Here is a 23,276-nt window from a genome sequence, read left to right as displayed (position 1 = left end):
TGATTGGTTCATTTTGAGTAAAGGTTTGTAGGTTATTTAGCTCCTTTAACATTCATTTCTATGGAGTAAAAAGATTTTGAGGCAGTAATGAAAAGGGTTTTATTTTTCTTGCCGCCAAAAGTGATATTGGCTGTCCAGCCTTCGGGTACGTCAATTTTTTCTAAGACTTCACCTTCTGGACTATAGATAGTAACTCCTTTTCCTACTAGATATACATTGCCAAGCTCGTCTAGCGTCATACCATCTGAACCTTGTTCACAGAAAAGTTTTTTATTGCTTAATGTACCGTCTGTAGCCATATCATAAACATATGTTTTTTTGTCGCCAATGTCGGTGATGTACATTCTACTATTAAGCTTATCGCCAATTAGTCCATTTGGGCGTACAAAATCAGCTGCCGCAATTTCGACGTCTCCTGCTGCGTTTCTGTAATAAACACGCTGCTCTTCCTGCTCCCTTTCGGTATGCTTCCAGTAGTCTCTTTTGTAAAATGGGTCGGAGTAGTAAATACCGCCGTTGGCGTCAATCCAAAGGTCGTTTGGGCCATTTAAGCGTTTATTGTTCCAGTTTTTGACTAATACTTCTACATTTTTGTCTTTGTCAATTTTCCAAAGTTCATTGTCATTATCGGCACAGGCTAGTAGGTTGCCATCTTTGTCAAAAAAGAGACCGTTTGCTCTTCCAGAGCCGTCCATATAAAGACTTAAAACTCCTTTGTTAGAGTATTTCCAAATTTTGTCATTGGGCTGGTCAGTGAAATATACGTTTCCTTTTTTATCGGCAGCAGGGCCTTCGGTAAAGGAAAATTGGTCTGAAATTAAAGTCAGTTTTGCCCCTTCTTTAACTAGGTTTTGAGCTGAAGTGTTTAAGGCCATAAAGCTTAGACCAAGCATTAGGGTTTTGATAAATTTGAAGTACATTTTTTAGGGTAAGGTTGAAATAAATTGAAATCTTAATTTGCAGGTGTAATCATAATATGAGCTCGGTAGCTACCAGGAAACATTATCCAAGGGGCACCGGCAGACATAGGTCTAATAGGTAAACCTGTACTTTCGGCAGTTGCCCAAGGGATATAAACCACCCATCTAAGGTTAGCATCTTCTTTAGTTTCTCCGCTAAGTACATATAAAGTTGATGCTTTCTCTGGCATTATTAATTTACCAGCTTTAGCTTCTTCTTCTCTAATTTTTTCTATTTCACCTCTGCTTTTTCCTTCTGTTTTAAGTGCTCGTCCTCTTGCCATAAAAGGGTCTAGGTTTTTGTGATAACAAGCCACCGAAAAACCTTCTTGCTTAGGATTGTCTGCAAGGCAGATAAGGTTGTTTGTGCCAGTTTTAATTACTTTGAAAACATCATTTTTATCATAGCCCATTACAGTGGCGTCATTTCTGTCGCCTTCATCTAAGGCTAAAACGGCATCGGCTATCTGCTGCTCTTGGCTAAGATTTTGACCGATAGCAGCATAGGTGCAAAAAGATAATAGAACGAGTAGAACTTTCATAAGCTTGTTTTTTATTAGGTACAATGTAGGGTGATTGTTATAAAATCTCTCCCAATTTAGAAATATTTCGTGGTAGAATAGCCGATAGTCGACTTTCTTGGTGAATTCGGAGTTAAGGAGGACTTACTTAGTAATATTGAATTATATTCGTCCTAAAATTTACTTAACCGAAGAAATATGAACAATATTAAAAAGCAGCTATTTTTAGTGGCATCGTTCTGCTTGATGCTGGCGTTTCAGTCTCAAGCACAAAAATCAAAAGCAACACCATTATTTAATGGTAAAGATTTGACGGGTTGGACTATTTACGGAACCGAAAAATGGTTTGTTGAAGATGGTCTTTTAGTGTGTGAAAGTGGTCCTGATAAAGGTTATGGTTACCTAGGAACCAACGAGAGTTTCAAAGATTTTGAAGTAGAAGTTGACTTCCGTCAGCAAGCCAATGGAAACAGCGGTATTTTTATTCGCTCTTCTATTGATGGTACTAAAATTACTGGATGGCAGGCAGAAGTAGCCCCTCCAGGACATGATACAGGAGGAATTTATGAATCTTACGGGAGAGGTTGGTTAATTAAGCCAGACCCAGCAAAAGACAAATACCTAAAAATGGGAAAATGGAATACCATGAAAGTTAGAGTAGTAGGTCCTACCATCACTACATGGCTTAATGGTCACGAAATGATTACCCTTTCAGATGATAAAATAGGAGCAGCACAAGGTTCTATAGCTCTTCAGATTCACGACGGTGGCGGAATCAAAGTGGAGTGGAAAAATCTTAAGGTGACTAGACTTTAAGGTTTACAAATAGTTAATAGTTCTACTTTAGAAAGTATGAATTTCAAAGCTCTTTCAGAAATGAAAGGGCTTTGTTAATTTTGTATCAACAGTACACACCACGCTACCCATTTGAACAGCGTCCCAGGGTGTGTCTTTTTTTTGAGGAAAGGTTTTGGTTATCAGTTATTTACTAAGTATTTATAAAACCAGTTAGGAGCTTCGAAGAAAAGCTCTACTTCATTACTTTCTTTGATTTCAGCAAACAGATTGTCTTTTTCATTTCTATCGGAAGTGTCAAAAAGATATGCCCTATCGGACAGTTTTACTGCACCCTTCAAAAGCTGAAGCGATTTGAAATACCTACCTACAATTTTATCTTCTGGTACATCATGTCCAGATTGTAAAACTCTTTGTTCGACTCTCTGAATATTAATGGCGGGATCTTCTGTAGCCACATAATACAAATATACTCTATATCCAGCATCCTTAGCTTTTTGAAGAAATGCCAATTTGGATTCGTGACTCATGACAGTTTCAAACACGAACGAAAGCCCCGTTTTAAGCAATTTTTGTCGGATAAATTCCGCTATATCGGCAGCAAAATATGAGTTCAAATACTGTTCTTGCTTTACAGAGAGAACGTTGTCTTTGATTTGAAAGCTTTCTGGGTTTAATTCTTCGCTAAAATTTTCTTTTAATTTCGAAACGAAAAACTTAGAGGAGGTCAAGAAATTAATGAGTTCCTCTTTTTCTACATTTAGCTGATACTTGTTAAAATCTAGCCCACTTTTTAGGGTCTTCTCAATTTCATCTGCATTGACAAATAGTGTAGTAGAAAAAGAAGCTTTGGCTTGATTATAAATGGATGTCTTGCCTGAGCCATTTGGCCCCGCAAACATTCGTATTCTTTTAGTTTTTGATTTACTCAAATCTTAAACTTTTTGCCCAAATCTCTTTTTACTGAAGGGGCCATAGTTTTAAGATGTTCTTTTCGCCCATCTGGAAATTCCTTAACTAGGTTTCCATTTTCTACATATACTGTGGGAGCGTTTAAAAGCTTGGCGTTGGCACGACCTTCTACAGAAGCACCAATGGCCGCTCCAGCTAATGCTAGTAAGACTTTGTTCCCCTCAAATATTTGGCCTAAGCCAGCTCCAATAGCGGCTCCGATTAAAGCGTTTTTTGTTTTATCTTCGGTCATAAATCTCTGTCCTCTGTTTTTATAACACACCAAATATAAAGATAATTGCAAATTCTATTGAAATTACACACTTATTTTAGATTAACCTGTCTTTTTAAGGTACTAATTTGAGCTGTTACTAATCAAACGTAGATTTGAGTTTAGATATCAAAGAAGTAAAGGGGTTTGTTAATTATATGATTAACTGTGGGGTAGTTTAAATCTCAAGTATCCCCATTCAAAAATACTACGCGTTGCTTATCTGCTCGATTAATAGCTTTTAGAAAATCGACCCACGTTGAGTACATGTTTTTATCATATGTGCCACCTTTTACCGATACTTTTCTGGTATATTTTAAGGTATTACCTTCACGTTTTACTTCAGATGCATAAACCCCGAAAGGGCTTTCTAGTATAATGGGCTTAGGCGATTTTTCTGTTTTATAACCTTCCGGAATATGAAACAGTATTTCGTCGCTATCTTCTACCGTATAAATGTTTGGGTTTAAGTATAGGTTGGTTTTACGGTCTTCTTTATTCACAGGAGTTCCGTAAAAACCGCTTAAAATATTGGGCTTAAGAAATAACCTTTTACCACTTACTGCTACCAGTTTTCTTGCAGTCAGGCTAACATCTTCTGTTACTTCAGGTATTTTGTTTTTTATCTTTTCTAATTTAAAATCACCAAGCTCAAAACTCGCTAGATCAATAGAGCCTTTTAAGAATTTAATTTGTTCGTCGTGATTATAAGAGTCTACCACATCGGCTCTTCTGCTTTGCTGAATTCCGCCATAGCTAGATGCTATTTTAAGTTCGGCATTTCCATCTTCTTTTAGCCATACTTCGGCAGTTCTTTTTTGGAAGTTCTCTTGGGGTGAATATTGAATAGTATTAACTAATTCCGCCCCCTCACTTTTAACTAAAAGTCCTTTCCTGTTTCCCGTAAAACTTCCTAAAAAACCGGCGGGGTTGGTTTGACTGGTACATTCTAACCAAATAGTGTCTTTGACCGAAGGCACACAAGCAATCACATGATTGAAATTCATGTTTGGGAAGTCTTCTAAAGGGTTAGAGACATTTTTGCCAGCACTGATTATAACCGGATAAGCTTTAATGTCAATAGTTTTTAATAGAGCTATGGTATAGTTTGTCAGTGCTTTACAGTCGCCATAGCCTCTTTCTGCCACGCTTTTAGCAGTCATGGTTTGCCAGCCACCTATTCCGAGCTGAATGCTCATGTAACGGGTGTGAGACTGCATAAACTCGTAAGTGGTTTTTACCTTTTCCTCAAAAGACATCTCTGGCTTTATGAGTTGCTTTAATTTCGCTATTTGTTCCTCTGGTAGTTCATCTCTTTTGCTGTTAAGTTCTGCATAAAATTTACCAATATCGCCCCATGAATTCATTTCGCCCTTGTAGCCATCAATCTCAAATAAGGAGGGTGCCGTAACTAAATGCGGAACATCTTCATTAAGTGAGTAGCCCTCATATTTAAAAGGTTTTACATTCTCCAGCGACCATGATTTTATAAAGGGGTGAGCTGTTTTTTTGACAACATTAAAGCCGGTCATGCCATTTTCTTTAACCCTAAAGGGAACTTCTTTGGACTCAATGCTGAACTCAGAAGACATGATAGCAGTTTTTTCGGCTGTTATAGGTACCCAGCTAGGAAAGAAAAGCATGTTCCTATCTTGCTTCTCGTAGCTAAATTCTATGGTATATGGGTAGTCGATATTAAGGTTTGAAAAATCAGCTACTTTTACTCTTCCGTCTGAAACACCTTCCGAAAAACCACTCAAAGCATAGTCTTCCACATCTTTGCCTCGTAGGCTTTTAATTTCTTTGCCTTGTGCATCATAAAGAATACCTTCAATCTTTCTGACTTTTGAGAAGTCGTCATAATAGGCTCTAAATAGTTGGTGCTCTTCCGCACCTCGGGCATTCATTATAGTGATGGCCCAGTGTCTTTTGGTATTAGATTCCCTGGTCGATTCTATGAGAAATTCTGTTTTGTCAAAACGGATAACAGCATCGGCAGATTGCATCAATTCTTCTGGAATCTGGCTAACAGCTAAATCTTGTGCGAATGACAGATTTGATAAACTAGCAACTATAATTAAGATGGCTATTTTGGTCATTCTTTATTCGTTTTTTGATAAAACAATTTGTTCAGCATGCTTGCTTACTATGCGGTCATAAAACTCTTTTAAGAGTACATAGTCATTGGCAGGGTAAACAGCCTTTTTTAAGGTGATATTTGAAATTACAGTGAGTTTACCGCCATTCACAGCACAATTATAAATAAAACGACCGCCATTATTGGGCAGCTTTAAGTGAATGGACTCAGGTAATTCTTCGGCATTAAATCCTTCAGGAAGCTCTACATAAATACGGTAATTATGTGTGGTCAAATGAGCAAAGTCTATAGGGAAATCTCTGGTTTTACTTTTAAATGGATTCTCACTGATTTGTCCAAAGACCATGGGGTTGAGGTAAATCATGTCTTCCATGATGCCGCCATCTTCTTTTACAAAAGAAAAGGAATTTATGGCAGGGCTATAAATGTTTTGAATAGATTCGAGTCTGAAATTATCAATCTCCCAGTCTGCAAAATATTTAGTTATTCCTTCGTGATAACCATCTTCACCAAGTTCTTTTACGTTATCTCTAATTCTTTTGGCTGCGTAACCATCGCTACTGTTTTTGTAGTTTCCTATCAAACTGGCGTTTTCTAAATCAAAACTAGCTTCTACTTCTTCTAACTCCGAAAACTTTCCTTTGGTTTTTATATCTACAAATTCGCCTTTTCCTCTTTTTATTTCTCGGCCCTGGGCAGAGAGGCACCTGTTGGGCAAAGTTCCCATGGGTAATAATGGATCTGTTACGTCTATAAAGAGTTTATCAATGCCTATTCTTAGCGAGACAATGGTATAGTTGAACCTGTCAAGAAGGGGATAAATGGTATTTATTCTGCCATTTCTACGGGTACTGATAATGACGGGGTGTGCTTCTAATCCTGATGCCTGAAATAGGCCTAAAGCCAGCAAGTTTAAGGCAGAAGCTGTACCTTTCTTTTCATTTAAAACATCTTTTATTTTTCCTCCAGACCATACGCCTACGTAATCATTCCATTGATAAGTAGCTATCATATAATCGTAAATAGCTAGGGCTCGTTCTTTTTCGTCTTCAATTTTTTTGAAAGGCTCAGCCATTTCTTGTAAGTCAGCTTTACCACTTAAATATTGAATCCAATAGTCTGATTTCATCAAGGTTTGATCTAACTCATCCCATGTGGTATTATAGTTTTTTAGAGGTTGGCCTGGAATATCTACCGAGGAAAGCTCAAATTCTATTTTAGAAATATAGTCGTTTGCTGTGGTTATAAATGGCTCATTTTTAAAAGCGGGGGCATTTGCAACCGCAAACTTGTATTGAAGTGCCTTTACCTGTAAGCCTGTTCCTGGTATGGTAGTGTTCACAGTTTTTTGTTCGTTTAGAGCCAATGGCAGATAGCCTCCCATAATTATTTGATAGTAGAAATAACCAGGAATTTCAATGTTTAGCTCACTCCACCTTACAGGAAGGTCAGATTGGAAATACCAATTACTAGGGTTTAAACTATGATTTAAAGTAGCTCGCTTGGTATAGGTGTATTCTATTATGGAACCCTCTTTTACATCAGGTAATGAGAACTTTTTTTCAGCATAATCTTCATCAATTTCCTCATCAAAAACTGCCTTTCTACTCATTTCAGATTTTATCACTTTCCCATTTTCTAGGTTATAAGTGATAGCTTTAATTCCGCTAATTCTTTCACCAGTTGCATTAATACCTTTATAGTATCGGATTGTGAGGTTTCCACGGCCAAGCTCAGATTTCTTTAAAATGTGAATTCTAACATGGTAAGTACTTTGGATTTCGAAACTGCGGTTTGAACTGTAGATAAATTCTGAGTTTCCTTTGTCATAAAGCACTACAGCATGTGGGTCGTCATCTAGGTCCTTGTAAGTATCTTGGAAATCTTTGGCGGAAAGTGAGCCAAACTTTGGCCCTGTATTTTTTTGAGCAATAACTTGAGCTCCAAATACTAAACAGGCCAGAAAAAGGCCAAAAGTGGTTTTCTTCATGTGAATTATAAATGATTGTGAATTTGCCTATAAAGAACAAACTTCAGTCCAAACTTTGAAAGACAAGAAAGAATTTAGTAGCTGCTTTAAAAATTTTAAGAATCTCCTCAAATCACTATATTTGATAAATTACGCTGCATGCATACTGATTTATGGAAACATACGCTGGCATTTTACTCATAGCATCCCCGCTGTTTTTTCTCTTTGTTTTGGCAGAGAAAATTTATGGTTACTTCGCAAAAGGTGACTCCTTTAAATCAATGGACGTTATTTCCAGTTTAAGTTCTGGTTATACCAATACCCTCAAAGATGTTTTGGGCATTGGTGTTTCGCTTTTGTCTTATAATTGGATGTTGGAGCATTGGGCTTTTATCAAAATTGAATACACTTGGTTAAATGTTTTGATAGCTTTTATGGCATTAGACTTAGCGGGGTATATAGGTCATAGAATAAACCATTCGGTCAATTTTTTCTGGAATCAGCATTTGATTCATCACTCTTCGGAGGAGTTTAATTTGGCCTGTGCCTTGCGTCAAAGTATTTCATCATTGGTAGGTTTCTTTACCATTTTCTTGCTTCCTGCAGCTTTATTAGGGGTCGATTTTAAGATAATTGCTATTGTAGCACCGCTTCATCTTTTTGCCCAGTTTTGGTATCATACCGAGTATATCGGCAAGCTTGGTTTTTTGGAGAAAATCATTGTAACTCCCTCGCACCATAGAGTGCATCATGCCATAAATCTAGAATATTTAGATAAAAATATGGGGCAAATTTTCATCTTTTGGGATTTCATGTTTGGTACTTTTCAAGAAGAACTGGATGATGTACCACCAGTTTATGGCATTACCAGACCAGTAAGTTCTTGGAATCCTATTAAGATAAATTTCCAACACTTTTGGCTCATGGTAAAAGATGCCGTTAGGGCAGATAGCTGGTGGGATAGCCTACGTATTTGGTTCATGCCTACAGGCTGGCGACCAGCCGATGTAGAAGCTAAATACCCAGAACCTAAAATAGAAGACCCGTATAATTTTGAAAAGTATTACCCGGAAGTTTCTCAAGGCGTTTTAACATGGTCATGGATTCAGTTTTTTACTACCTTCTCTTTTCTTATGTATTTCTTTACCGCTTTAGGGCGTATGGATGTTGGGGATATGGCCGCTTACGGTTTATTTATGTTCTTTTCGGTGTATTGTTACACAGAGTTTATGGGAAAGAATCCTTTAGCCATTTGGCAGGAATTAGCTAAAAATGCACTAGGACTATTTTTGTTTGTCAACCATGATGGCTGGTTTGGCTTGGAGCGTATAAATGCCGGACTTAACTCTGTGGTGGTGGCGTATTTTATTGTAGCCACTTTAGTTACGGGCTATTTTGTGCTTACAGAGTTTCGGAAAAAGCCTGATGCTGTGCCGCTAAAATGAAAAAAACCTTCCGAGGTCCTCGGAAGGAGTAAGTTTTACTTTTTCATGGCTATAAAGTGATTCAAAGGTACCTTTTCCATGAGTGATTTTAAAGGCAAATCATACGGTTTCCTTTAGGTATTTATACGCTATTCTTCTAAATAGTCTAATTCCTTATCGTGCGTTTCTGGAATAGTGAGGGTAGAATAAAAACCAATGGCGTAGGCAAATATCGCGGTAATAGCTCCCGCCCAAATAATACCACTAGATGGTTTGAAGAATATGAAAATAGCAATCATAGCGGGCAGTGCACCTCTTACCATGTTTGGAATGGTGGTGGCTGCGGTAGCTCTTAAATTGGTTCCAAACTGCTCAGCACCAACGGTGACAAACATAGCCCAGTAACCCGTACCAAGTCCTAATAAACAGCAGATGGCATATAAGGCGTTAGCAGACTCTACACCTGCAAAAAGAAAGAGCATAACGGCTACTGCCGAAAAAGACATCATATAAAAAATAGCTTTCTTTCTAGACTGTAGCTGCTGACTAATAAAGCCACTCAAAAAGTCTCCGGCAGATATTCCTATATATGCCCACATGATGGCCATGCCGGGCTCTACTGGTTCTTCTATTCCAAGAGCTTCGCCAAACTCGTTGCTGAAATAGGCCAAAATTCCAATACAAAACCAAGTAGGTATGCCTATGCCTATACACTTCAAATATTTCACAAAACGCTCCCAATTATTAAAGAACATAAAGAAATTACCCTTAGATACGCTCTTGTCTTTTGTGAGGTTGGTATAAATGCCAGATTCTATCACGCCTACTCTCAGGAGCAAAAGTGCAAATCCCATGGCACCACCTATAAAGTAAGCGATGGTCCAGTCGCCAGAAAGACGCACCGTGAAATTACCAACCACAGCACCCATCAAACCTATGCCTGCTACTAGCGAGGTTCCTATGGCTCTAAGTCTAGTAGGTAAGCTTTCTGATACCAATGTGATTCCTGCTCCTAACTCGCCTGCTAAACCTATTCCGGCTATAAACCTTAACCATTTATAGGCCTCTACTTGGTCCATGAAAGCTATTTGCGGTATTAATCCACAGGCTACATTGGCAATGGAATACGTAATAATAGACCCAAAAAGTACAGATAATCTTCCTTTTTTGTCACCCAAGGTTCCCCAGAAAATTCCACCTACCAACAGGCCATAGCTTTGATAACTTAAAATAGATTTTCCTGCGGTGGCTACTTCTTCTTCGGAAAGACCTAGAGCTCGTAAGCTAGGTACTCTTACTATGCCGAAAAGTTGCATGTCGTAGATATCGACAAAATACCCGAGGGCGGCTACAATTACAGGTAGACTGAAAAGTTTTTTCCAGTCTGCTGCAGAAAGTTTTAAAGACATAAAATAGTGGTTAAGATTAATTAGGGCTTAAAAATAGATATTTTCTTTATTATGATTTCTCTCCAAAAGCTAAATCTCCTGCATCTCCTAAACCCGGAACTATGTAAGACTTGCTGTTTAGGTCTTTGTCCAAATCTCCCAGGTATAACCTGCATTCTGGCATTCTGGCTTGTACAAATCTGGCTCCTCTGTTAGAGGCTATGGCCGCCACTATGTAGGTTCTTTTAGGAATTCCATGACGTAACATAGCGTGATAGGCCTTTTCTATAGATTTTCCGGTGGCTATCATGGGGTCGCAAATAATTAAAGTACGGCCTTGTATGTCAGGACTGGTGATATAATCCATTTCAATATCAAAATCGTCTTTGGCATCATGAGAGCCTCTATAGGCTCCAATAAAAGCATTATCGGCTTCATCAAAATAGTTTAACATGCCATTATGCAGGGGCAATCCTGCTCTTAATATGGTGACCAAAACTGGTTGGTCTTTTAGCGTTTTGGTTTCTTTTACCCCTAATGGCGTGGTTATTTTATCGTTTTCAAAATGTAGATTCTTTGAAATTTCATAGGCCAATATTTCTCCTATGCGTTCTATGTTTCGCCTGAATTTCTGTCGGTCTGTCTGAATATTGACATCTCTTATTTGGGCTAAGAAGTTATTGGCAATGGAGCTACTTTCGGCAAGAATATACATGAGTGTTTTTTGAAAAGGTTAAGATGAACCCAATATACGACGCTTAAGCTATTTTAACATACATAGGCGTGTTTTCTTACCTCGATTTAGATTTCTTTGTATATGCATAGAATCTGTTTTTTGGTTTTGCTTTCTTTCTCTTGCCTTGGGCAAAAGGCTGTTACATTTCGGGTGCCGGCTAGCAGTCAAATAACACTTATCGATGGTATTGAAATTCCTGAGGTAGATGCTGGATACACACTTTTCTTGCCTGAAAATAAGGCACTAGGGGCTGTAGTGTTTTTTCATGCAGAGCTTGATACTGCCGTATCAAATAGTATTATAAACTTAGCCAGACAGCGAGATTTGGCAACGCTTTTTGTGAATACTGAAAACAGCTTTGAATTCCTTTTTGAAGTAAAAAAGATGCAAGAACTGGAAAGCTATATTTACCAAGCCTGTGCTAGTAATGATGTGCCTATTGATAATTTACTGTTTTCTGGAATGTCTTTGGAAGGTACTCGGGCTTTGAAAATGGCTATTTTTTCTAAAAGTGAAGATTCTCAATATCATATTTTGCCAAAGGCGGTGGCCATTTGTGATGCTCCCTTAGACATGGTGCGTTTTTGGGCGGAAACAGATAAGGCTTGGCGTATGAATCTTAATGAAGTAGCTGCCAATGAAGGGCAGTGGGTGAGTCAATATCTCACAAAAAACTTGGGAGGAAAACCTGCCGAGGTCATGACCAACTATATTAATTATTCTCCTTTTTGTTATACCGCTGAGTATGGCGGAAATGCCCGTTTTTTAAAGGATATAGCTATTAGGGCCTATACCGAGCCAGACGTTATGTGGTGGATAGAAAACCGCGGTAAAGATTATTATTCTATGAACAGCATAGATGCTGCAGCACTCATTAATCAAATAAAGATAGACGGAAATGAGCATGCCGAGCTGATATTGACCGAAGGCAAAGGCATCCGACCAGACGGCAGCAGGCATCCTCATTCTTGGAGTATTGTGAACGAACCAGAGCTTTTAGATTGGTTTCTTGGGCTGTAATTGGCTTTCTTTTTAAAACATAGGAATCTATAAGGGAATTTTAAAACATTTTGGCTTATTTGAAGCCGAAAGCAAGACCAAGCACTTTTTACCACCTTCTGGAATAATGAGGGGCTGAGGGGGAGTTTGTTTGATGGATTAGATGAAGAAGATGACGCCAAGGATGAGTTTCGAGACCTTGTAGAGAATTTAAGTTCTAGTGTTTATGGTTTTATTAAAGTAAAATGAATAAGATTTCCACAATTCAGAATGTATTGAGTTTTAAGTGTGATAATGAGCTTTGTCTTTTTTTTGACAAAGACAATATTGCTTATTTGAACAACCAAAAGATAGTTCTGCCTGAATTCAATATAGATACTCAGTCTTCTTCCGTGTTTGGTGATTTTTACTCAATTCAAAGTAAAAGTGGGGAAACAGCGTTGTATTCAAGTAAGGGGAATAAAGCAGTTCTTGAAACAGAATATACTTTAGTCAAAAATTTTATTCATGATAAAGGAACAATATTGTTTTCTGAAAAAACAGACAAACGACGACATCGAAAGTTCCATTTATTTGATATTAACCTTAATGTTTTTACAATATTAGGGTCAAATATTTTTCAAGTAAATCATTCTTTTTTTGTAGAAAACTCGCTGTTTTTCTCAGATTCTTTAATGATAATAAAAAACCTCCACCTCCCCACCGAAACCACCCTCTGGCAATACGACACGTCAGACTTAGGCGTAGAAAAAATCGGGAAGATTTTGGGTGTTTTTGGGGAGGTGCTGGTGGTGGTGGGTCTTTACGAAAACCCAGACCCACGGTATTCTGACCAATATGAACTTTATATGGGTTTAGACATCAAAACAGGCCATCTACTTTGGCAGCAGAAAGAAGTACTGATAAATCAAAAAATGTCTCCCTTAGGTGGGCTTAGTTTTAATCTTCAATTTAAAAAAGACAGTCTTCTACTAGAGGTTCTGCTAGGTGATTTTTATTGGAGTTTAAACTCTCAGTCGGGTGAAATTAAGGCAGAATCTATAAAAGAGCAATTGGATGAAAAAGGGATTAATGTGACAATGTCGTCTTCAATTTCTGACACCCATTTATATTTTAAGGCACATGTACTTGCTTTAGGTGGTTTTGCCAAATGCATAGGGTCTTTTGATACCCAAAGTCTAAAAATAGACTGGTTACACATTTTTGAAGATTTCCAAGAGACTGGTGCTTTCATAAGGAATGCACAGCCAAAAATAAGCGGTAATAAAGTTTATGCCCTAGACTCCAATAACACCCTCCATATTTTTGAGCGAGAATAGTCTAAACCATGATATGTTTGATTTTGATGAATACCTTGATTTTAGCTACTTAGCGTTACGTTAATGCTAAATCAATTATATTATAGCGTTTTTGGTATTTCAAATTAGAACATGACTCACACAAACTACAAATACTCCGACCAGACGTCTAAAATAATTGGAGCAGCCATGAAGGTGCATTCTGCATTAGGAAATGGTTTTCAAGAGGTAATTTATCAGCGTGCTTTAGCGATAGAGCTGGACATTGAAAACATTCCTTTTCAGCGAGAGTTCGAAATGCCTATTCATTATCGTGAGGTGCATATTGGTACCAGAAGGGTTGATTTTCTTGTATATGAAAATATTTCTGTGGAATTAAAAGCGGTGATTGAGCTGCAAGATGTCCATTTGGCTCAAGCAAAGAATTACTTGGAAGCATATAATCTAGAAGTAGGATTACTCATTAATTTTGGAGAAAGAAGCTTAAAGTTTAAGCGTTTGATAAATAAGAAGTTTAAGGCAGCAAACTAAAATCACCTAAATCAACCCAATCAAAATAATCATGGTTAAGACATTCTGGAATAATGACGGGCTGAGGGGGAGTTTGTGGAATGATTTGTCGACTAACCCAAGTTTGGAAGATAGAGCCGCTAAATTTATTAATTTCAAAACTATCGTTTTAAATAATGCTTCAATTTTATACGGTTTTATTGACATTAAATAATGAAATATCTAGCTATTAAAAACGTCTCTTTAATTAATGTTGTTAAAAATAACTTACTCTATTTGAGTAAGTCTGGAGAAATAATTTTAGGAGACGTTCTTATTGAAAAAAATGCCGAGGGATTAGCTTTTTTAGACATAAATGAGTTTTTGTTTTTTGGAAAAAAGGGGCAGAGTTTAACTTTCTGTAAGAGCGTTTTAGGAGATAGTAAGGTATTCTATTTGAATGGTTTCTCTCCACGGTTTGAAACACTCTATGACGATATATATCTAGGTCTTCAATATGATTTGTCAGACTATTCAACACAGATAGTAAAGTACAATATCAAGAAAAAGGCAGTTGTTAAAATTCTCTTTGACAATACAAATATTAAAATCTTATTTGCAGATAATACGAATGCTGTTTTAAAAGATAATCAAGAGAGTCAGAATCAGTTTACGTTTTACAACCATCAAACCGAAACCACCCTCTGGCAATACGACACGTCAGTCTTAGGCGTAGAAAAAATCGGGAAGATTTTGGGTGTTTTTGAGGAGGTGCTTGTGGTTTTTGGACATAAAAATATAGTTTCAGAAAGTTACTTATCTTCTGTTCCAGACCTTCCTCTGTTTTTTGGCATTTCCGTGGCGAATGGTTCATTGGTATGGCAGCAAGATGAGGTTTTTCTGTCTGGCAAAAATGAAAGAGATACCCATTGTAGAATCAGTTTACCTATTCTAGATAAGGAAACTGGACGTGTCGTGATTTTTGAAGCTGGCCAATACATAGAAATAGATGCCCTAACAGGGGAAATTTGTTTATGGCAAAACCTTCATGTAAACCCACTTGATATAAATGGATTATCCATGAATCCATTTTTCTTTGACCCTAGTCAGGTTGATGAAAACTATATTTATTTTAGAACAGGCTTGGGTGAGAATAGCAAAAGAGCGGGTCTTGGTGTTTATAATCGTAAACAGCAAAGCTTGGCCAATCTCGAGGTATTAGCAGATGATGCAGGCAAGCCTGTAGAAATGGGTCCTTTAAAAATTCAAGCTGCTAACGATAAACTCTATGCCTTAGACCTAAAAAATACCCTCCATATTTTTGAGAGGGAATAGTCTATACCTTATTTACTCCCCATAATAAACTATCAGTTTTGCTTTAAAGGAAGCATTGTCATAGTTTCCTAGGTATACACCGCCAAATGTTCCATTCACTGTTCCGTCATCTGCAGGAATCACTTTGAAACCCTTATTTTGTACACCTTGAAAAAGAATGTTTTTGAAATATTGCGTCAGGTCAAAAGTGTAATAACTGGTAAAAACTAGGTCTTCTGGGTTATAAACATAGGTGCCCGTTATCTGGGTGCCATAAGCATCTGCCATAGCAGCCTCTATTTCGTTATTAAGATTTATGATGTATAAAGCCAAAGAAGCAGGTGGCGTAGGCGTTTCAGTTAAACTTTTTCGGGTGGAGTAAAGCACCATTTGAACCTGATGAATGCCGGCAAGGTCGGTGATTTCTTTTAACTGACTTATTCCGGGTATTTCAATTTTGCCAGACAATCCAAGTCCTGCATTTAAAACAAATTCATTATTTGTTAAAGACGCATTCACTTGCTCGCCAGGGCTTAAGGTATTTAAAGCATCAAAGTCGGAGAGGTAGGTGTAATGGTTAAACTGAGCATTGTTTACTATAAGCGGAAAGTCAAAAGTGTATTGAATATATGTGTTTTGGGTATGTGTATAAAGACGTATGTCGGCATTGGTGGCATCAAAAACACTGAGTGAAGTATTGTTTTGACCTCCTTTTAATACCAATCCTTTGATGATTTTCAAGAGACTAGGATTGTCTTCTCTATAGCTGGTTTGGTAATACTCCCATATTTCCTGAGCAGTGGCTGCATTTAAAGTAAGCTCTACCAAGGTATCTTTAGAAGGTCTAAGCTTCCATATTTTTTCGGCTATGTGGTTAGTTTCGGCAGGGTATGAGAAATTGCTCAGTTGTGCATCACTTGTCGGTATTTCAGAAATAAGCTCGTGAAGCCTGATGGTTTGATAAGCCGTGGTGTCTCCTATATTTCCGCTTAGTCTAAGCTGAATTTTGGCAGAATCTAAAACCATGCTTTCGGTAATGTTATATGCTCCGTAGTTGGTGCCCGGTAAGCTTACTTGAAAATAGGCTTCGGAGCTTATCGCTAACCTATTATTCATGGTGTAGCTACCTACTTGAAGCTGTCCAGATGCGGAGGTGTAGGTGCTGTCCTCTTTCACCGTAAAGCCTTCCACACGCATGGTGTCTACCATGACGGTGTTTTGATTTATCTGCGAATCTATGTCGAGTGTTACATCTAAACTACCTGAGGTGCAAGACATAGCAATACCTCCGATCGCCAGAATAATGGCAATTATATATTTCATTTTCTACAGCTTTATTTGATTTGGAGCGAGTCTATTTCTGACAATTTTATGGTGGGAGGGAACACCCCGTTTTCTAACTTTAGCAGCATCAGCGATGCTACTTTTTCAGCATCTTCTTCACTAGAAAACGGTGTGTTTCCTGCTTTTCCCGGAATATATTTTTGAGTAATAAATGACTTATTACTTTTGATTATTTCATAGCCAAACTGGTCTTGGCCTAGCTCCAGTACTTTGTAAGAGTAGCTGGAGCTAGGTTTACAGGCTATAAGACCAAGTATAATTAATATGGAGAGTCCAATGTTTTTATTCATCGTCTTGAACTATGTCTGGCGTAAACTTCCAAAGGTCGTCGTATCTCGAAAGGCCGTTTGACCCTGTGGCCACGTAGCCTTCATTATTAATAGTCCAAGCTACTGGGTAGTTTCTGGCACTACCTTCAAAACTGGTTACTTCATTCCACTCACCTAAGCCTTCATCACCTCCGGTGGTGTATTCCCAAACGGTGTTGCTAGAAGAACCTCCAGCTATAAAACCTTTATTGTTTAAAGAAAAACCAAAACCATAAGACCTAGCCACGGTAGTTTCATCAAAGTCTAACATTTCTATCCAAGTCTCAGTGGCTGGGTCATACTGCCATAAGTCAGAAAGGTTTATGCCATTGTTATTTCCAGTGCCTACATAAGCTTTATTGTCAATCACAAATGAAGCGGCACCCACTCTTTTAGAGCCACCAATGCTCGTGATTTTAGTCCAAGTGTCTGTAGCTGGTTCGTAAGAGTAAAAGTCTTTGGTGTAGTTTCCGTCATGGCCAGTACCTACATATCCTTTATTAAGAAGCGTAAAGCTTACGGCGTTTCTTCTGGCAGAGCCAGGGAAATCTGATTTTTGCTCCCAAGTGTTGCTAGCAGGGTCGTATGCCCAAAAGTCATTTAGTTTATTGTCTTCAATATCTAGACCGGTGCCTACGTAGCCTTTGTTTTCAATATTTAAACCTACGGCAGCTGTTCTGGCTGTTCCAGGAAAATCTGCTATTTGTGTCCAAGTGTTTTTTGATGGGTCAAACTTCCAGAAGTCACTTAGTTTGTAATTGTCTTCATCGGCTCCCATTCCTAAATATCCAAAATCGCCAATAGAAAAACCTACGGCAGAGTATCTCGCTAAACCGTCAAGGTCAGATAGTTTAAACCAGTCGCCATCTGCAGGATCCACGTCAGTGGTGTCGCAGCTTTGTAGCCCGAAAATAGTAAGAAATAGTAAAGGTAAGATTAAGCGTTTTTTTTGCATTGTAAAGTTTATATGTTTCTTATTCTTCTCTACGGCAGGTGCGATGCAAACGCGGCTTTAATAATCTCGGTTTTAACATTAATTAAGGACTGATTAGCATAACAATTTTTCCAGATACCCCAGCGGGGTATAATTTTAATAGAAACATGCCTTTTCGTTAGTAATGATTGTTTGATTTGGCGGAATTTTTGGCTTACACCAAAGCCAAAATTGTGACAAAGATATTGATGAAGGCATTTAGGAAATTTGCCTCTAAAATGGCATATCAAATATTTAACTTTTCACAAAAAAAAGAACCTCTCTGAAATTTCAGAGAGGTCTCGAATTTATAGTTAAACCACTAACCATTGCAGTTCTTGTAAACCAACTGCATTTATCTTTTAGACCCTTTTATGTATAAAATTTCTTTATACGAATAGTAAAATGAATGTTAATAAGAGGCCTCCTAGTGTGAAATAGAGCCCTTTTTTGAAAATCTTAGTCTCTGGTCTGAACATCCAAAAAGTGGATATAACAAAAAAGAGTAGAGAAACTCCAAAGAATATGTTTAACCAATATAGCGGGTCATTTGTGGTGGACTTATGTATTTTGGTCATTTTTCCGAGTATAAAAGGAAGGTTTTTTGATGTATAAGAAGCTTCCCCGGTTTTGACATTATAGGTTCCTGTTTTAAAGTTTAAAATATCACCTTCTTGCGAGCTTACTTTAAATCCTTTTAAGTGTAATTCTCTACCTAATTCATCTTCTGATAAGTTTGGTTTTAGCGTTTTTTCAACGTGCTTTTCTTGCTTTAAAAAATCAGTTGACCTGAAAATTAGAACTGTACCGCTTATGGCATACATCGCCATTATTCCTGCTAAGAAGAAACCCAAATACCTATGTATTATTCGCATTTGGGTTCCTGTTGTTTTTTTCTTCATTCTTAAAATCCTCCTGAGTCGCTATCGCCACCACCTTTTTGGTCGGTGTTGTTGACAGATTTTGTTTTCTTTTTCTCTACAAACTTCATGTTTCCTAGTTTATAAGAGAATGTAAGTTTTACGTTTTGGTTGTATATATAGTTTACGCTTTTTTGACTGAAAAGGTCTGAGTTCGTTGTTGATGTTCTGGTCATTCCGTTTACGAAATTATCAAACGCAATACCTATACTGCCTTTTTTGTCATTGATGTCTTTCTTAACACCTAAGGAGTAAAACGCCATTCCAGACTCTTTACCTTGAAGCGATACTTTATTACCTCTAAATCCTGAGAAAGCTTGTAAGCCCCAACCTTTGTTTAATGATAACTGCGACATCATTCTTCCGCCTAATACTATTCCGTTATTGCTAGCAAGCTCAAATCCGTCAACAGTTTGTACTTGACCTTCTAAGTAGTTGTAGTAAACATCAAAGCCACCATTTATGCTCCATTTCTGTGTTAAGAAAACATTACCAAAGAAGTTTAGTCCCGTAACTTTCTGCTTACCAATGTTTTCATAAGTAGTAATTAATGCCCCAGCTACTGTGTCAGACGGGGAGGTTAACTGTAGAATTGAATTGTTAGTTTGTCTTCCAAAGAATGAAAGGTTGATGTAACTTCTTTTTATTGATTTACTCAAACTAAGCTCTACGTTATTTGATACCTCAGGTGTCAAACTAGGATTTCCTATAGTAATGGATTGAGGGTTTGCAGCATTATAGTTAGGGTTTAATTGCTGAAGCCCCGGTCTTTGAATACGGTTATTGTAAGCAACCTTTACCGTTAGGCCGTTATTAAGTATTTTAGAAATATTAATACTCGGAACAAAGTTCTGATAGCTAGAAATATCTAAAGGAAGTGCATTGTCAATGGCATCAATATTAGTATGCTCATATCTCACACCTGTTTTAAACGACCATTTGTTTTTGGTAGATAGGGTGTAAGAAATATATCCAGCAGCAATGTTTTGATTATAATTTAAATAACCAGAAGGCTGTGAAGCTATTTCTTGTAAACTACCTACTGTACCAAATAGGTATTGATAATCACTATTTACTTCTCTGAAAATACCTTTAACACCTACTTCAAATAGCTGTTTTGTACCTATTGGTACCATATAATCTGTTTGAACAGTTACTTCTTTGTTTACGTTTCCGTTGATGTTCTGCTGGCCGCTCATTAACTCATTAACGTTTGAGTAAATCTCGGCATCAAAATTATTAGTCAAATTATTTTGACTGTACTGCGTAGAGATAGACCACTCATGACTAGGCTTAAATATTTTGATATAGTCAAGGTTCACATCTACGTTGTTTGACTTATTAATAGTCTCTACTAGTCGGTTTTGCTCCGAGGTAAGGCTGCCATTATTAAAAGAGGAGATAAGCATATCTTGGTCTCTATTGAAATTTCTTGTTCCAAAAGAAACGGAGCCGTTGATGTACTCATTTTTGTTCAGCTCTATGTCCATTCCTAAGTTATATCTGCCGAATAATCCAAAGTCTTTAGAGTCTCCCGCTTGGGTAGTTTTGAAAATATTTCCCGCAGCATAGGTGGTTTGGTCTAAGGTAGTTTCTGCCTTATTGTAAAAGGACCTTCCAAAACCTCCGAGTGAGAATCCTACTTTTCCTATTCTCAAGTTTCCGTTCAATCCCAAGTTAGAACCTCGTACACCTACACCAGAGTTAAGACTTAAGTTAAAACCTTGGATGGTTGATTTTTTAGTGTTGATGTTAATAATTCCAGAAGTACCTTCAGCATCATATTTTGCAGATGGTGACGTAATAACCTCTACACTCTTTATTAAATCGGCAGGAATCATCTTTAGGGCATCGGCTACAGAACTCGCCACTATGGTAGAGGGTCTGTTGTTTATCAAAACTTTGATGTTAGAACTTCCTCTTAATGATACGTTTCCGTCAAGGTCAACAGAGAGCATCGGTACTTTTCTTAATACGTCTGCACCGTCTCCGCCTTTTGATGTAAGGTCGTTTTCTGCATTATATATAAGTCTGTCTACTTTTTCTTCAATGATTGATTTTAGACCAGTTACCGTTACTTCGTCTAATACTTTAGAAGAAATAGCAAGTTTTATAGTTCCTAAATCAATGTCATCGCCTTTTTTGATTTTGATGTTTTCTATGACTTGGTCGGTATATCCAATAAAACTGGCTTTTAATGAATATGTGCCTGGGGCAATTTTAGTGAACTCAAATTTTCCATTTTCATCGGCCATTGCTCCATCCACTACTTTGCTGTTGATTTCGTTTATAAGAGCTACGTTAGCATATTCTACAGCAATTGTCACTGCTGAATCTATTACGAAACCTTTGATTTTAGCGTTACCTTTTGGGGAATCTTCATTATCGAAGTCAAAAGATTTGGTGGTTTCTGTACTTCGGCTTGGTCTTCCGTTTCCATCTCCACCTCTACCTGGAGGGCCTCCGCCTCTTTGAGCAAAAGCTGTACTAAAAGAAAATAGAGTTATAAAACTCAAAAGGAAAAAGTGCTTGTTCATAGTTATATTTGTTTTGACCTTACAAATCAAATTCACTTTTGTCGCTTAATTTTTCATATTATATGCTATGCCCTAAAAAGTCGACAAATGGGCTTTTTAAGTGAAAAAGGGACTAATCGGGAAAAAAGGGGGAAACATCGAACTTTAATAAACAAGGGTAGATATTCCACATTGAGCTTTTAAAACAAGCTTACATTGCGGTACAATATATATATATTATGATAGCTCAATTTTTTAGAAAGAATAGATTATTTCTATTGCACCTCGTTTTTTGGTGTGTTTACTTCTCTTTCTTCTTCTATATAGTTTCTTGGCCTAAAAGGGGCATGGAGCCTAATTATCTAAGGTCGTTTTTGGACGCCATCATGCAGGTTTCTACCATGGCAACTATTAGTTATTTTAACTATTTCGTCTTACTGCCCATTGTTTTAAAGGAGAAGAAGACGGGAAAGTATATTCTGGCTTTATTGGTTAGTTTGGCGGTGATAGTAAGTATTCAGATTTGGCTGAAGCGTATGATTTACATGGAGGCTTCAGAAAGAGCATTTTCTTTTTTATACTCCTCTAAGTTTATCATTCAGCATGCTTTTAGTACGGTAGTAATTGTCACTTTTGTCTCTTTACTGCGTTTTTTGAAAGATTGGTTTGAGCTGGACGCAAAAAGAAAGGAGATTGAGAATGAGAAATTGGCTACGGAATTAAGGTTTCTGAAAGACCAAATCAATCCTCATTTCCTTTTTAATACCTTAAATAACCTCTATTATTTAGCTCATACCAACTCCCCAAACACGAAGGAGGTTATTTCCAAGCTATCGCAAATGATGCGATACATGATTTATGAGGCTAATAACGAGGTAGTGCCAGTATCAAAGGAAATAGAGTACATCAAAAATTATATTGATTTAGAAAAGCTTCGCCTAGAAGATGATTTTCCTCTAGAGTTAAGCATAGAAGGTGATTATAGTACACTAAGAATAGCTCCTTTAATTTTCATTACATTTTTAGAAAATGCATTTAAACATGGAACTACGCATTCCAATGAAGGCTCTTGGGTGAAAGTTAAATTCAACTTTGAAGGTAAACATTGTTACTATGAAGTAACTAATAGTAAAAATGAGAATGTGGAGGAAGGTGAAAAGTCTGGAATAGGCTTAAAAAACACCATGCGAAGACTAAACCTTAGTTATGAAAACCAGCATAGTTTAGATATATTGGAAGACGATAAAACGTACCAAGTCAAACTCGATATCGATTTATGAAAATCAGGTGTATAATAGTGGAAGATGAGCCTTTGGCAAGAAAGCTCATGGAGGAATATGTAAGAACTACACCTTCTTTAGAGCTTTTGAAATCGTTCGGGAATCCGCTGCAGGCTTTAGAGTTTTTGAGAGAAGAGGAGGTTGACTTACTTTTTTCTGATATTCAGATGAAAGAGATTACGGGTCTGACCCTTTTAAAACTTTTACAAAAGAAACCTATGGTGGTACTTACCACGGCCTATTCGGAATATGCTATTGAAGGTTTTGATTTAGATGTGACGGATTACCTTTTAAAGCCTATCACATTTGAGCGTTTTTTGAAAGCTGTAGAGAAAGTAACACAACGCTTTAAAGAAAAACAACCTGTCATAAAAGTGGTGGAGAGTAAAGAAAGTGTTCCTTCCAATGAATTTATCTTTATTAAAGACGGTACGAAGTTGCTTAAAATTCGACTGAAGGATATTTTATATATTCAGTCTTTAAAAGACTACGTCAAAGTCAAAACACCCGACAAACAAATAGTAAGCCTGCAAACCATGAAGTCGTTAGAAGAGTCTCTTCCTTCTAATATGTTTATCAGGATTCATAATTCTACCATTATAGCTTTTGACGCTATTGAAGAGATAGAAAGAGATAAGGTGAAGATTTTGGACCAATATTTCCCGATAAGCGATTCTTACAAGAAAACATTCAAAGAATTTATCGATTCCAAAAAGGTATAAA

The 23,276-nt window shown here is 37.3% G+C and carries 22 protein-coding genes; 9 read left to right on the top strand and 13 right to left on the bottom strand.

Annotated elements, in window-relative coordinates; translation table 11 throughout:
- Positions 1-32 precede the first annotated feature (32 nt).
- Both AC0L6O_RS18360 and AC0L6O_RS18355 read right to left on the bottom strand, forming a co-directional pair.
- Positions 33-920: an SMP-30/gluconolactonase/LRE family protein gene (locus AC0L6O_RS18360; protein WP_473304413.1), complete on the bottom strand. Its 888-nt coding sequence runs from the start codon at positions 918-920 to the stop codon at positions 33-35.
- Positions 921-952: 32 nt separating this feature from the next.
- Positions 953-1,501: a hypothetical protein gene (locus AC0L6O_RS18355; RefSeq protein ID WP_473304412.1), complete on the bottom strand. Its 549-nt coding sequence runs from the start codon at positions 1,499-1,501 to the stop codon at positions 953-955.
- Between the two features lie 177 nt (positions 1,502-1,678).
- On the opposite strand from AC0L6O_RS18355, the gene AC0L6O_RS18350 reads away from it, so the two are divergent.
- Positions 1,679-2,296, top strand: coding sequence for a 3-keto-disaccharide hydrolase (locus AC0L6O_RS18350; RefSeq protein WP_473304411.1), 618 nt, complete (start codon positions 1,679-1,681; stop codon positions 2,294-2,296).
- A 161-nt stretch (positions 2,297-2,457) separates the two neighbouring features.
- On the opposite strand, the gene AC0L6O_RS18345 is transcribed toward AC0L6O_RS18350, so the two are convergent.
- From AC0L6O_RS18345 to AC0L6O_RS18330, 4 genes are all read right to left on the bottom strand, one after another.
- The gene (locus AC0L6O_RS18345) at positions 2,458-3,207 is read right to left on the bottom strand and encodes a zeta toxin family protein (protein ID WP_473304409.1); all 750 of its coding nucleotides are present in this window, start codon (positions 3,205-3,207) and stop codon (positions 2,458-2,460) included.
- Positions 3,204-3,479 (bottom strand): hypothetical protein, encoded by a 276-nt coding sequence (locus AC0L6O_RS18340; protein WP_473304407.1) that lies wholly within the window; start codon positions 3,477-3,479, stop codon positions 3,204-3,206. The genes AC0L6O_RS18345 and AC0L6O_RS18340 overlap by 4 nt, the downstream gene beginning before the upstream one ends.
- Before the next feature lie 203 nt (positions 3,480-3,682).
- Positions 3,683-5,596 (bottom strand): DUF3857 domain-containing protein, encoded by a 1,914-nt coding sequence (locus tag AC0L6O_RS18335; protein ID WP_473304406.1) that lies wholly within the window; start codon positions 5,594-5,596, stop codon positions 3,683-3,685.
- A 3-nt stretch (positions 5,597-5,599) separates the two neighbouring features.
- On the bottom strand, positions 5,600-7,585 hold the full coding sequence (locus tag AC0L6O_RS18330; RefSeq protein WP_473304404.1) for a DUF3857 domain-containing protein: 1,986 nt from the start codon (positions 7,583-7,585) through the stop codon (positions 5,600-5,602).
- 152 nt (positions 7,586-7,737) lie between these two features.
- Between AC0L6O_RS18330 and AC0L6O_RS18325 the strand changes: the two genes are divergently transcribed.
- The gene (locus tag AC0L6O_RS18325; protein WP_473304402.1) at positions 7,738-9,009 is read left to right on the top strand and encodes a sterol desaturase family protein; all 1,272 of its coding nucleotides are present in this window, start codon (positions 7,738-7,740) and stop codon (positions 9,007-9,009) included.
- A 128-nt stretch (positions 9,010-9,137) separates the two neighbouring features.
- Here AC0L6O_RS18325 and AC0L6O_RS18320 read toward each other — a convergent pair whose 3' ends face one another.
- Together AC0L6O_RS18320 and upp are read right to left on the bottom strand one after the other, a co-directional pair.
- Entirely contained in the window at positions 9,138-10,397 is a 1,260-nt protein-coding gene (locus AC0L6O_RS18320; protein WP_473304401.1) for an MFS transporter, read from the bottom strand.
- 49 nt (positions 10,398-10,446) lie between these two features.
- Positions 10,447-11,091, bottom strand: coding sequence for a uracil phosphoribosyltransferase (gene upp, locus AC0L6O_RS18315; protein WP_473304400.1), 645 nt, complete (start codon positions 11,089-11,091; stop codon positions 10,447-10,449).
- Positions 11,092-11,193: 102 nt separating this feature from the next.
- Between upp and AC0L6O_RS18310 the strand changes: the two genes are divergently transcribed.
- The 5 genes from AC0L6O_RS18310 to AC0L6O_RS18290 all read left to right on the top strand — a co-directional run bounded on the left by AC0L6O_RS18310 (position 11,194) and on the right by AC0L6O_RS18290 (position 15,233).
- Entirely contained in the window at positions 11,194-12,132 is a 939-nt protein-coding gene (locus AC0L6O_RS18310) for a hypothetical protein (protein ID WP_473304398.1), read from the top strand.
- A 224-nt stretch (positions 12,133-12,356) separates the two neighbouring features.
- Entirely contained in the window at positions 12,357-13,430 is a 1,074-nt protein-coding gene (locus AC0L6O_RS18305; protein ID WP_473304397.1) for a hypothetical protein, read from the top strand.
- A 111-nt stretch (positions 13,431-13,541) separates the two neighbouring features.
- Complete coding sequence (locus AC0L6O_RS18300) at positions 13,542-13,940, top strand: GxxExxY protein (protein ID WP_473304396.1); 399 nt, start codon at positions 13,542-13,544, stop codon at positions 13,938-13,940.
- A gap of 31 nt (positions 13,941-13,971) precedes the next feature.
- Positions 13,972-14,133, top strand: coding sequence for a hypothetical protein (locus AC0L6O_RS18295; RefSeq protein ID WP_473304394.1), 162 nt, complete (start codon positions 13,972-13,974; stop codon positions 14,131-14,133).
- The gene (locus AC0L6O_RS18290; RefSeq protein ID WP_473304392.1) at positions 14,133-15,233 is read left to right on the top strand and encodes a hypothetical protein; all 1,101 of its coding nucleotides are present in this window, start codon (positions 14,133-14,135) and stop codon (positions 15,231-15,233) included. Before AC0L6O_RS18295 ends, AC0L6O_RS18290 begins: the two co-directional genes overlap by 1 nt.
- 12 nt (positions 15,234-15,245) lie before the next feature.
- On the opposite strand, the gene AC0L6O_RS18285 is transcribed toward AC0L6O_RS18290, so the two are convergent.
- The 5 genes from AC0L6O_RS18285 to AC0L6O_RS18265 form a co-directional block, all read right to left on the bottom strand.
- The gene (locus AC0L6O_RS18285; protein WP_473304391.1) at positions 15,246-16,535 is read right to left on the bottom strand and encodes a hypothetical protein; all 1,290 of its coding nucleotides are present in this window, start codon (positions 16,533-16,535) and stop codon (positions 15,246-15,248) included.
- A gap of 11 nt (positions 16,536-16,546) precedes the next feature.
- A complete protein-coding gene (locus tag AC0L6O_RS18280) occupies positions 16,547-16,846 on the bottom strand; it encodes a DUF4907 domain-containing protein (protein ID WP_473304389.1) in 300 nt (99 codons plus the stop codon).
- Positions 16,839-17,819 (bottom strand): Kelch repeat-containing protein, encoded by a 981-nt coding sequence (locus AC0L6O_RS18275; protein ID WP_473304387.1) that lies wholly within the window; start codon positions 17,817-17,819, stop codon positions 16,839-16,841. Before AC0L6O_RS18275 ends, AC0L6O_RS18280 begins: the two co-directional genes overlap by 8 nt.
- 407 nt (positions 17,820-18,226) lie before the next feature.
- Positions 18,227-18,739, bottom strand: coding sequence for a hypothetical protein (locus AC0L6O_RS18270; protein WP_473304386.1), 513 nt, complete (start codon positions 18,737-18,739; stop codon positions 18,227-18,229).
- Positions 18,740-18,741: 2 nt separating this feature from the next.
- Positions 18,742-21,294 carry a TonB-dependent receptor domain-containing protein gene (locus AC0L6O_RS18265; protein WP_473304384.1) on the bottom strand — a complete coding sequence of 851 codons (2,553 nt, stop codon included), beginning with the start codon at positions 21,292-21,294 and terminating at the stop codon, positions 18,742-18,744.
- A 326-nt stretch (positions 21,295-21,620) separates the two neighbouring features.
- Between AC0L6O_RS18265 and AC0L6O_RS18260 the strand changes: the two genes are divergently transcribed.
- Positions 21,621-22,553 carry a sensor histidine kinase gene (locus AC0L6O_RS18260; RefSeq protein ID WP_473304383.1) on the top strand — a complete coding sequence of 311 codons (933 nt, stop codon included), beginning with the start codon at positions 21,621-21,623 and terminating at the stop codon, positions 22,551-22,553.
- Entirely contained in the window at positions 22,550-23,275 is a 726-nt protein-coding gene (locus AC0L6O_RS18255; protein ID WP_473304381.1) for a LytR/AlgR family response regulator transcription factor, read from the top strand. Before AC0L6O_RS18260 ends, AC0L6O_RS18255 begins: the two co-directional genes overlap by 4 nt.
- Position 23,276: the final 1 nt, after the last annotated feature.

The organism is Arcticibacterium sp. GJ41-1, from assembly GCF_055808875.1.
The sequence above is the reverse complement of the archived record's forward strand: the minus strand, read 5'-3'. Positions and strand labels throughout refer to the sequence as shown.

Excerpts from the sequence above, each read along its gene's own strand:
- AC0L6O_RS18360 (WP_473304413.1), bottom strand. The coding sequence starts at position 920 with ATGTACTTCAAATTTATCAAAACCCTAATGCTTGGTCTAAGCTTTATG.
- AC0L6O_RS18355 (WP_473304412.1), bottom strand. The coding sequence starts at position 1,501 with ATGAAAGTTCTACTCGTTCTATTATCTTTTTGCACCTATGCTGCTATC.
- AC0L6O_RS18350 (WP_473304411.1), top strand. The coding sequence starts at position 1,679 with ATGAACAATATTAAAAAGCAGCTATTTTTAGTGGCATCGTTCTGCTTG.
- AC0L6O_RS18340 (WP_473304407.1), bottom strand. The coding sequence starts at position 3,479 with ATGACCGAAGATAAAACAAAAAACGCTTTAATCGGAGCCGCTATTGGA.
- AC0L6O_RS18335 (WP_473304406.1), bottom strand. The coding sequence starts at position 5,596 with ATGACCAAAATAGCCATCTTAATTATAGTTGCTAGTTTATCAAATCTG.
- AC0L6O_RS18330 (WP_473304404.1), bottom strand. The coding sequence starts at position 7,585 with ATGAAGAAAACCACTTTTGGCCTTTTTCTGGCCTGTTTAGTATTTGGA.
- AC0L6O_RS18325 (WP_473304402.1), top strand. The coding sequence starts at position 7,738 with ATGGAAACATACGCTGGCATTTTACTCATAGCATCCCCGCTGTTTTTT.
- AC0L6O_RS18320 (WP_473304401.1), bottom strand. The coding sequence starts at position 10,397 with ATGTCTTTAAAACTTTCTGCAGCAGACTGGAAAAAACTTTTCAGTCTA.
- upp (WP_473304400.1), bottom strand. The coding sequence starts at position 11,091 with ATGTATATTCTTGCCGAAAGTAGCTCCATTGCCAATAACTTCTTAGCC.
- AC0L6O_RS18310 (WP_473304398.1), top strand. The coding sequence starts at position 11,194 with ATGCATAGAATCTGTTTTTTGGTTTTGCTTTCTTTCTCTTGCCTTGGG.
- AC0L6O_RS18305 (WP_473304397.1), top strand. The coding sequence starts at position 12,357 with ATGAATAAGATTTCCACAATTCAGAATGTATTGAGTTTTAAGTGTGAT.
- AC0L6O_RS18300 (WP_473304396.1), top strand. The coding sequence starts at position 13,542 with ATGACTCACACAAACTACAAATACTCCGACCAGACGTCTAAAATAATT.
- AC0L6O_RS18295 (WP_473304394.1), top strand. The coding sequence starts at position 13,972 with ATGGTTAAGACATTCTGGAATAATGACGGGCTGAGGGGGAGTTTGTGG.
- AC0L6O_RS18290 (WP_473304392.1), top strand. The coding sequence starts at position 14,133 with ATGAAATATCTAGCTATTAAAAACGTCTCTTTAATTAATGTTGTTAAA.
- AC0L6O_RS18285 (WP_473304391.1), bottom strand. The coding sequence starts at position 16,535 with ATGAAATATATAATTGCCATTATTCTGGCGATCGGAGGTATTGCTATG.
- AC0L6O_RS18280 (WP_473304389.1), bottom strand. The coding sequence starts at position 16,846 with ATGAATAAAAACATTGGACTCTCCATATTAATTATACTTGGTCTTATA.
- AC0L6O_RS18275 (WP_473304387.1), bottom strand. The coding sequence starts at position 17,819 with ATGCAAAAAAAACGCTTAATCTTACCTTTACTATTTCTTACTATTTTC.
- AC0L6O_RS18270 (WP_473304386.1), bottom strand. The coding sequence starts at position 18,739 with ATGAAGAAAAAAACAACAGGAACCCAAATGCGAATAATACATAGGTAT.
- AC0L6O_RS18265 (WP_473304384.1), bottom strand. The coding sequence starts at position 21,294 with ATGAACAAGCACTTTTTCCTTTTGAGTTTTATAACTCTATTTTCTTTT.
- AC0L6O_RS18260 (WP_473304383.1), top strand. The coding sequence starts at position 21,621 with ATGGAGCCTAATTATCTAAGGTCGTTTTTGGACGCCATCATGCAGGTT.
- AC0L6O_RS18255 (WP_473304381.1), top strand. The coding sequence starts at position 22,550 with ATGAAAATCAGGTGTATAATAGTGGAAGATGAGCCTTTGGCAAGAAAG.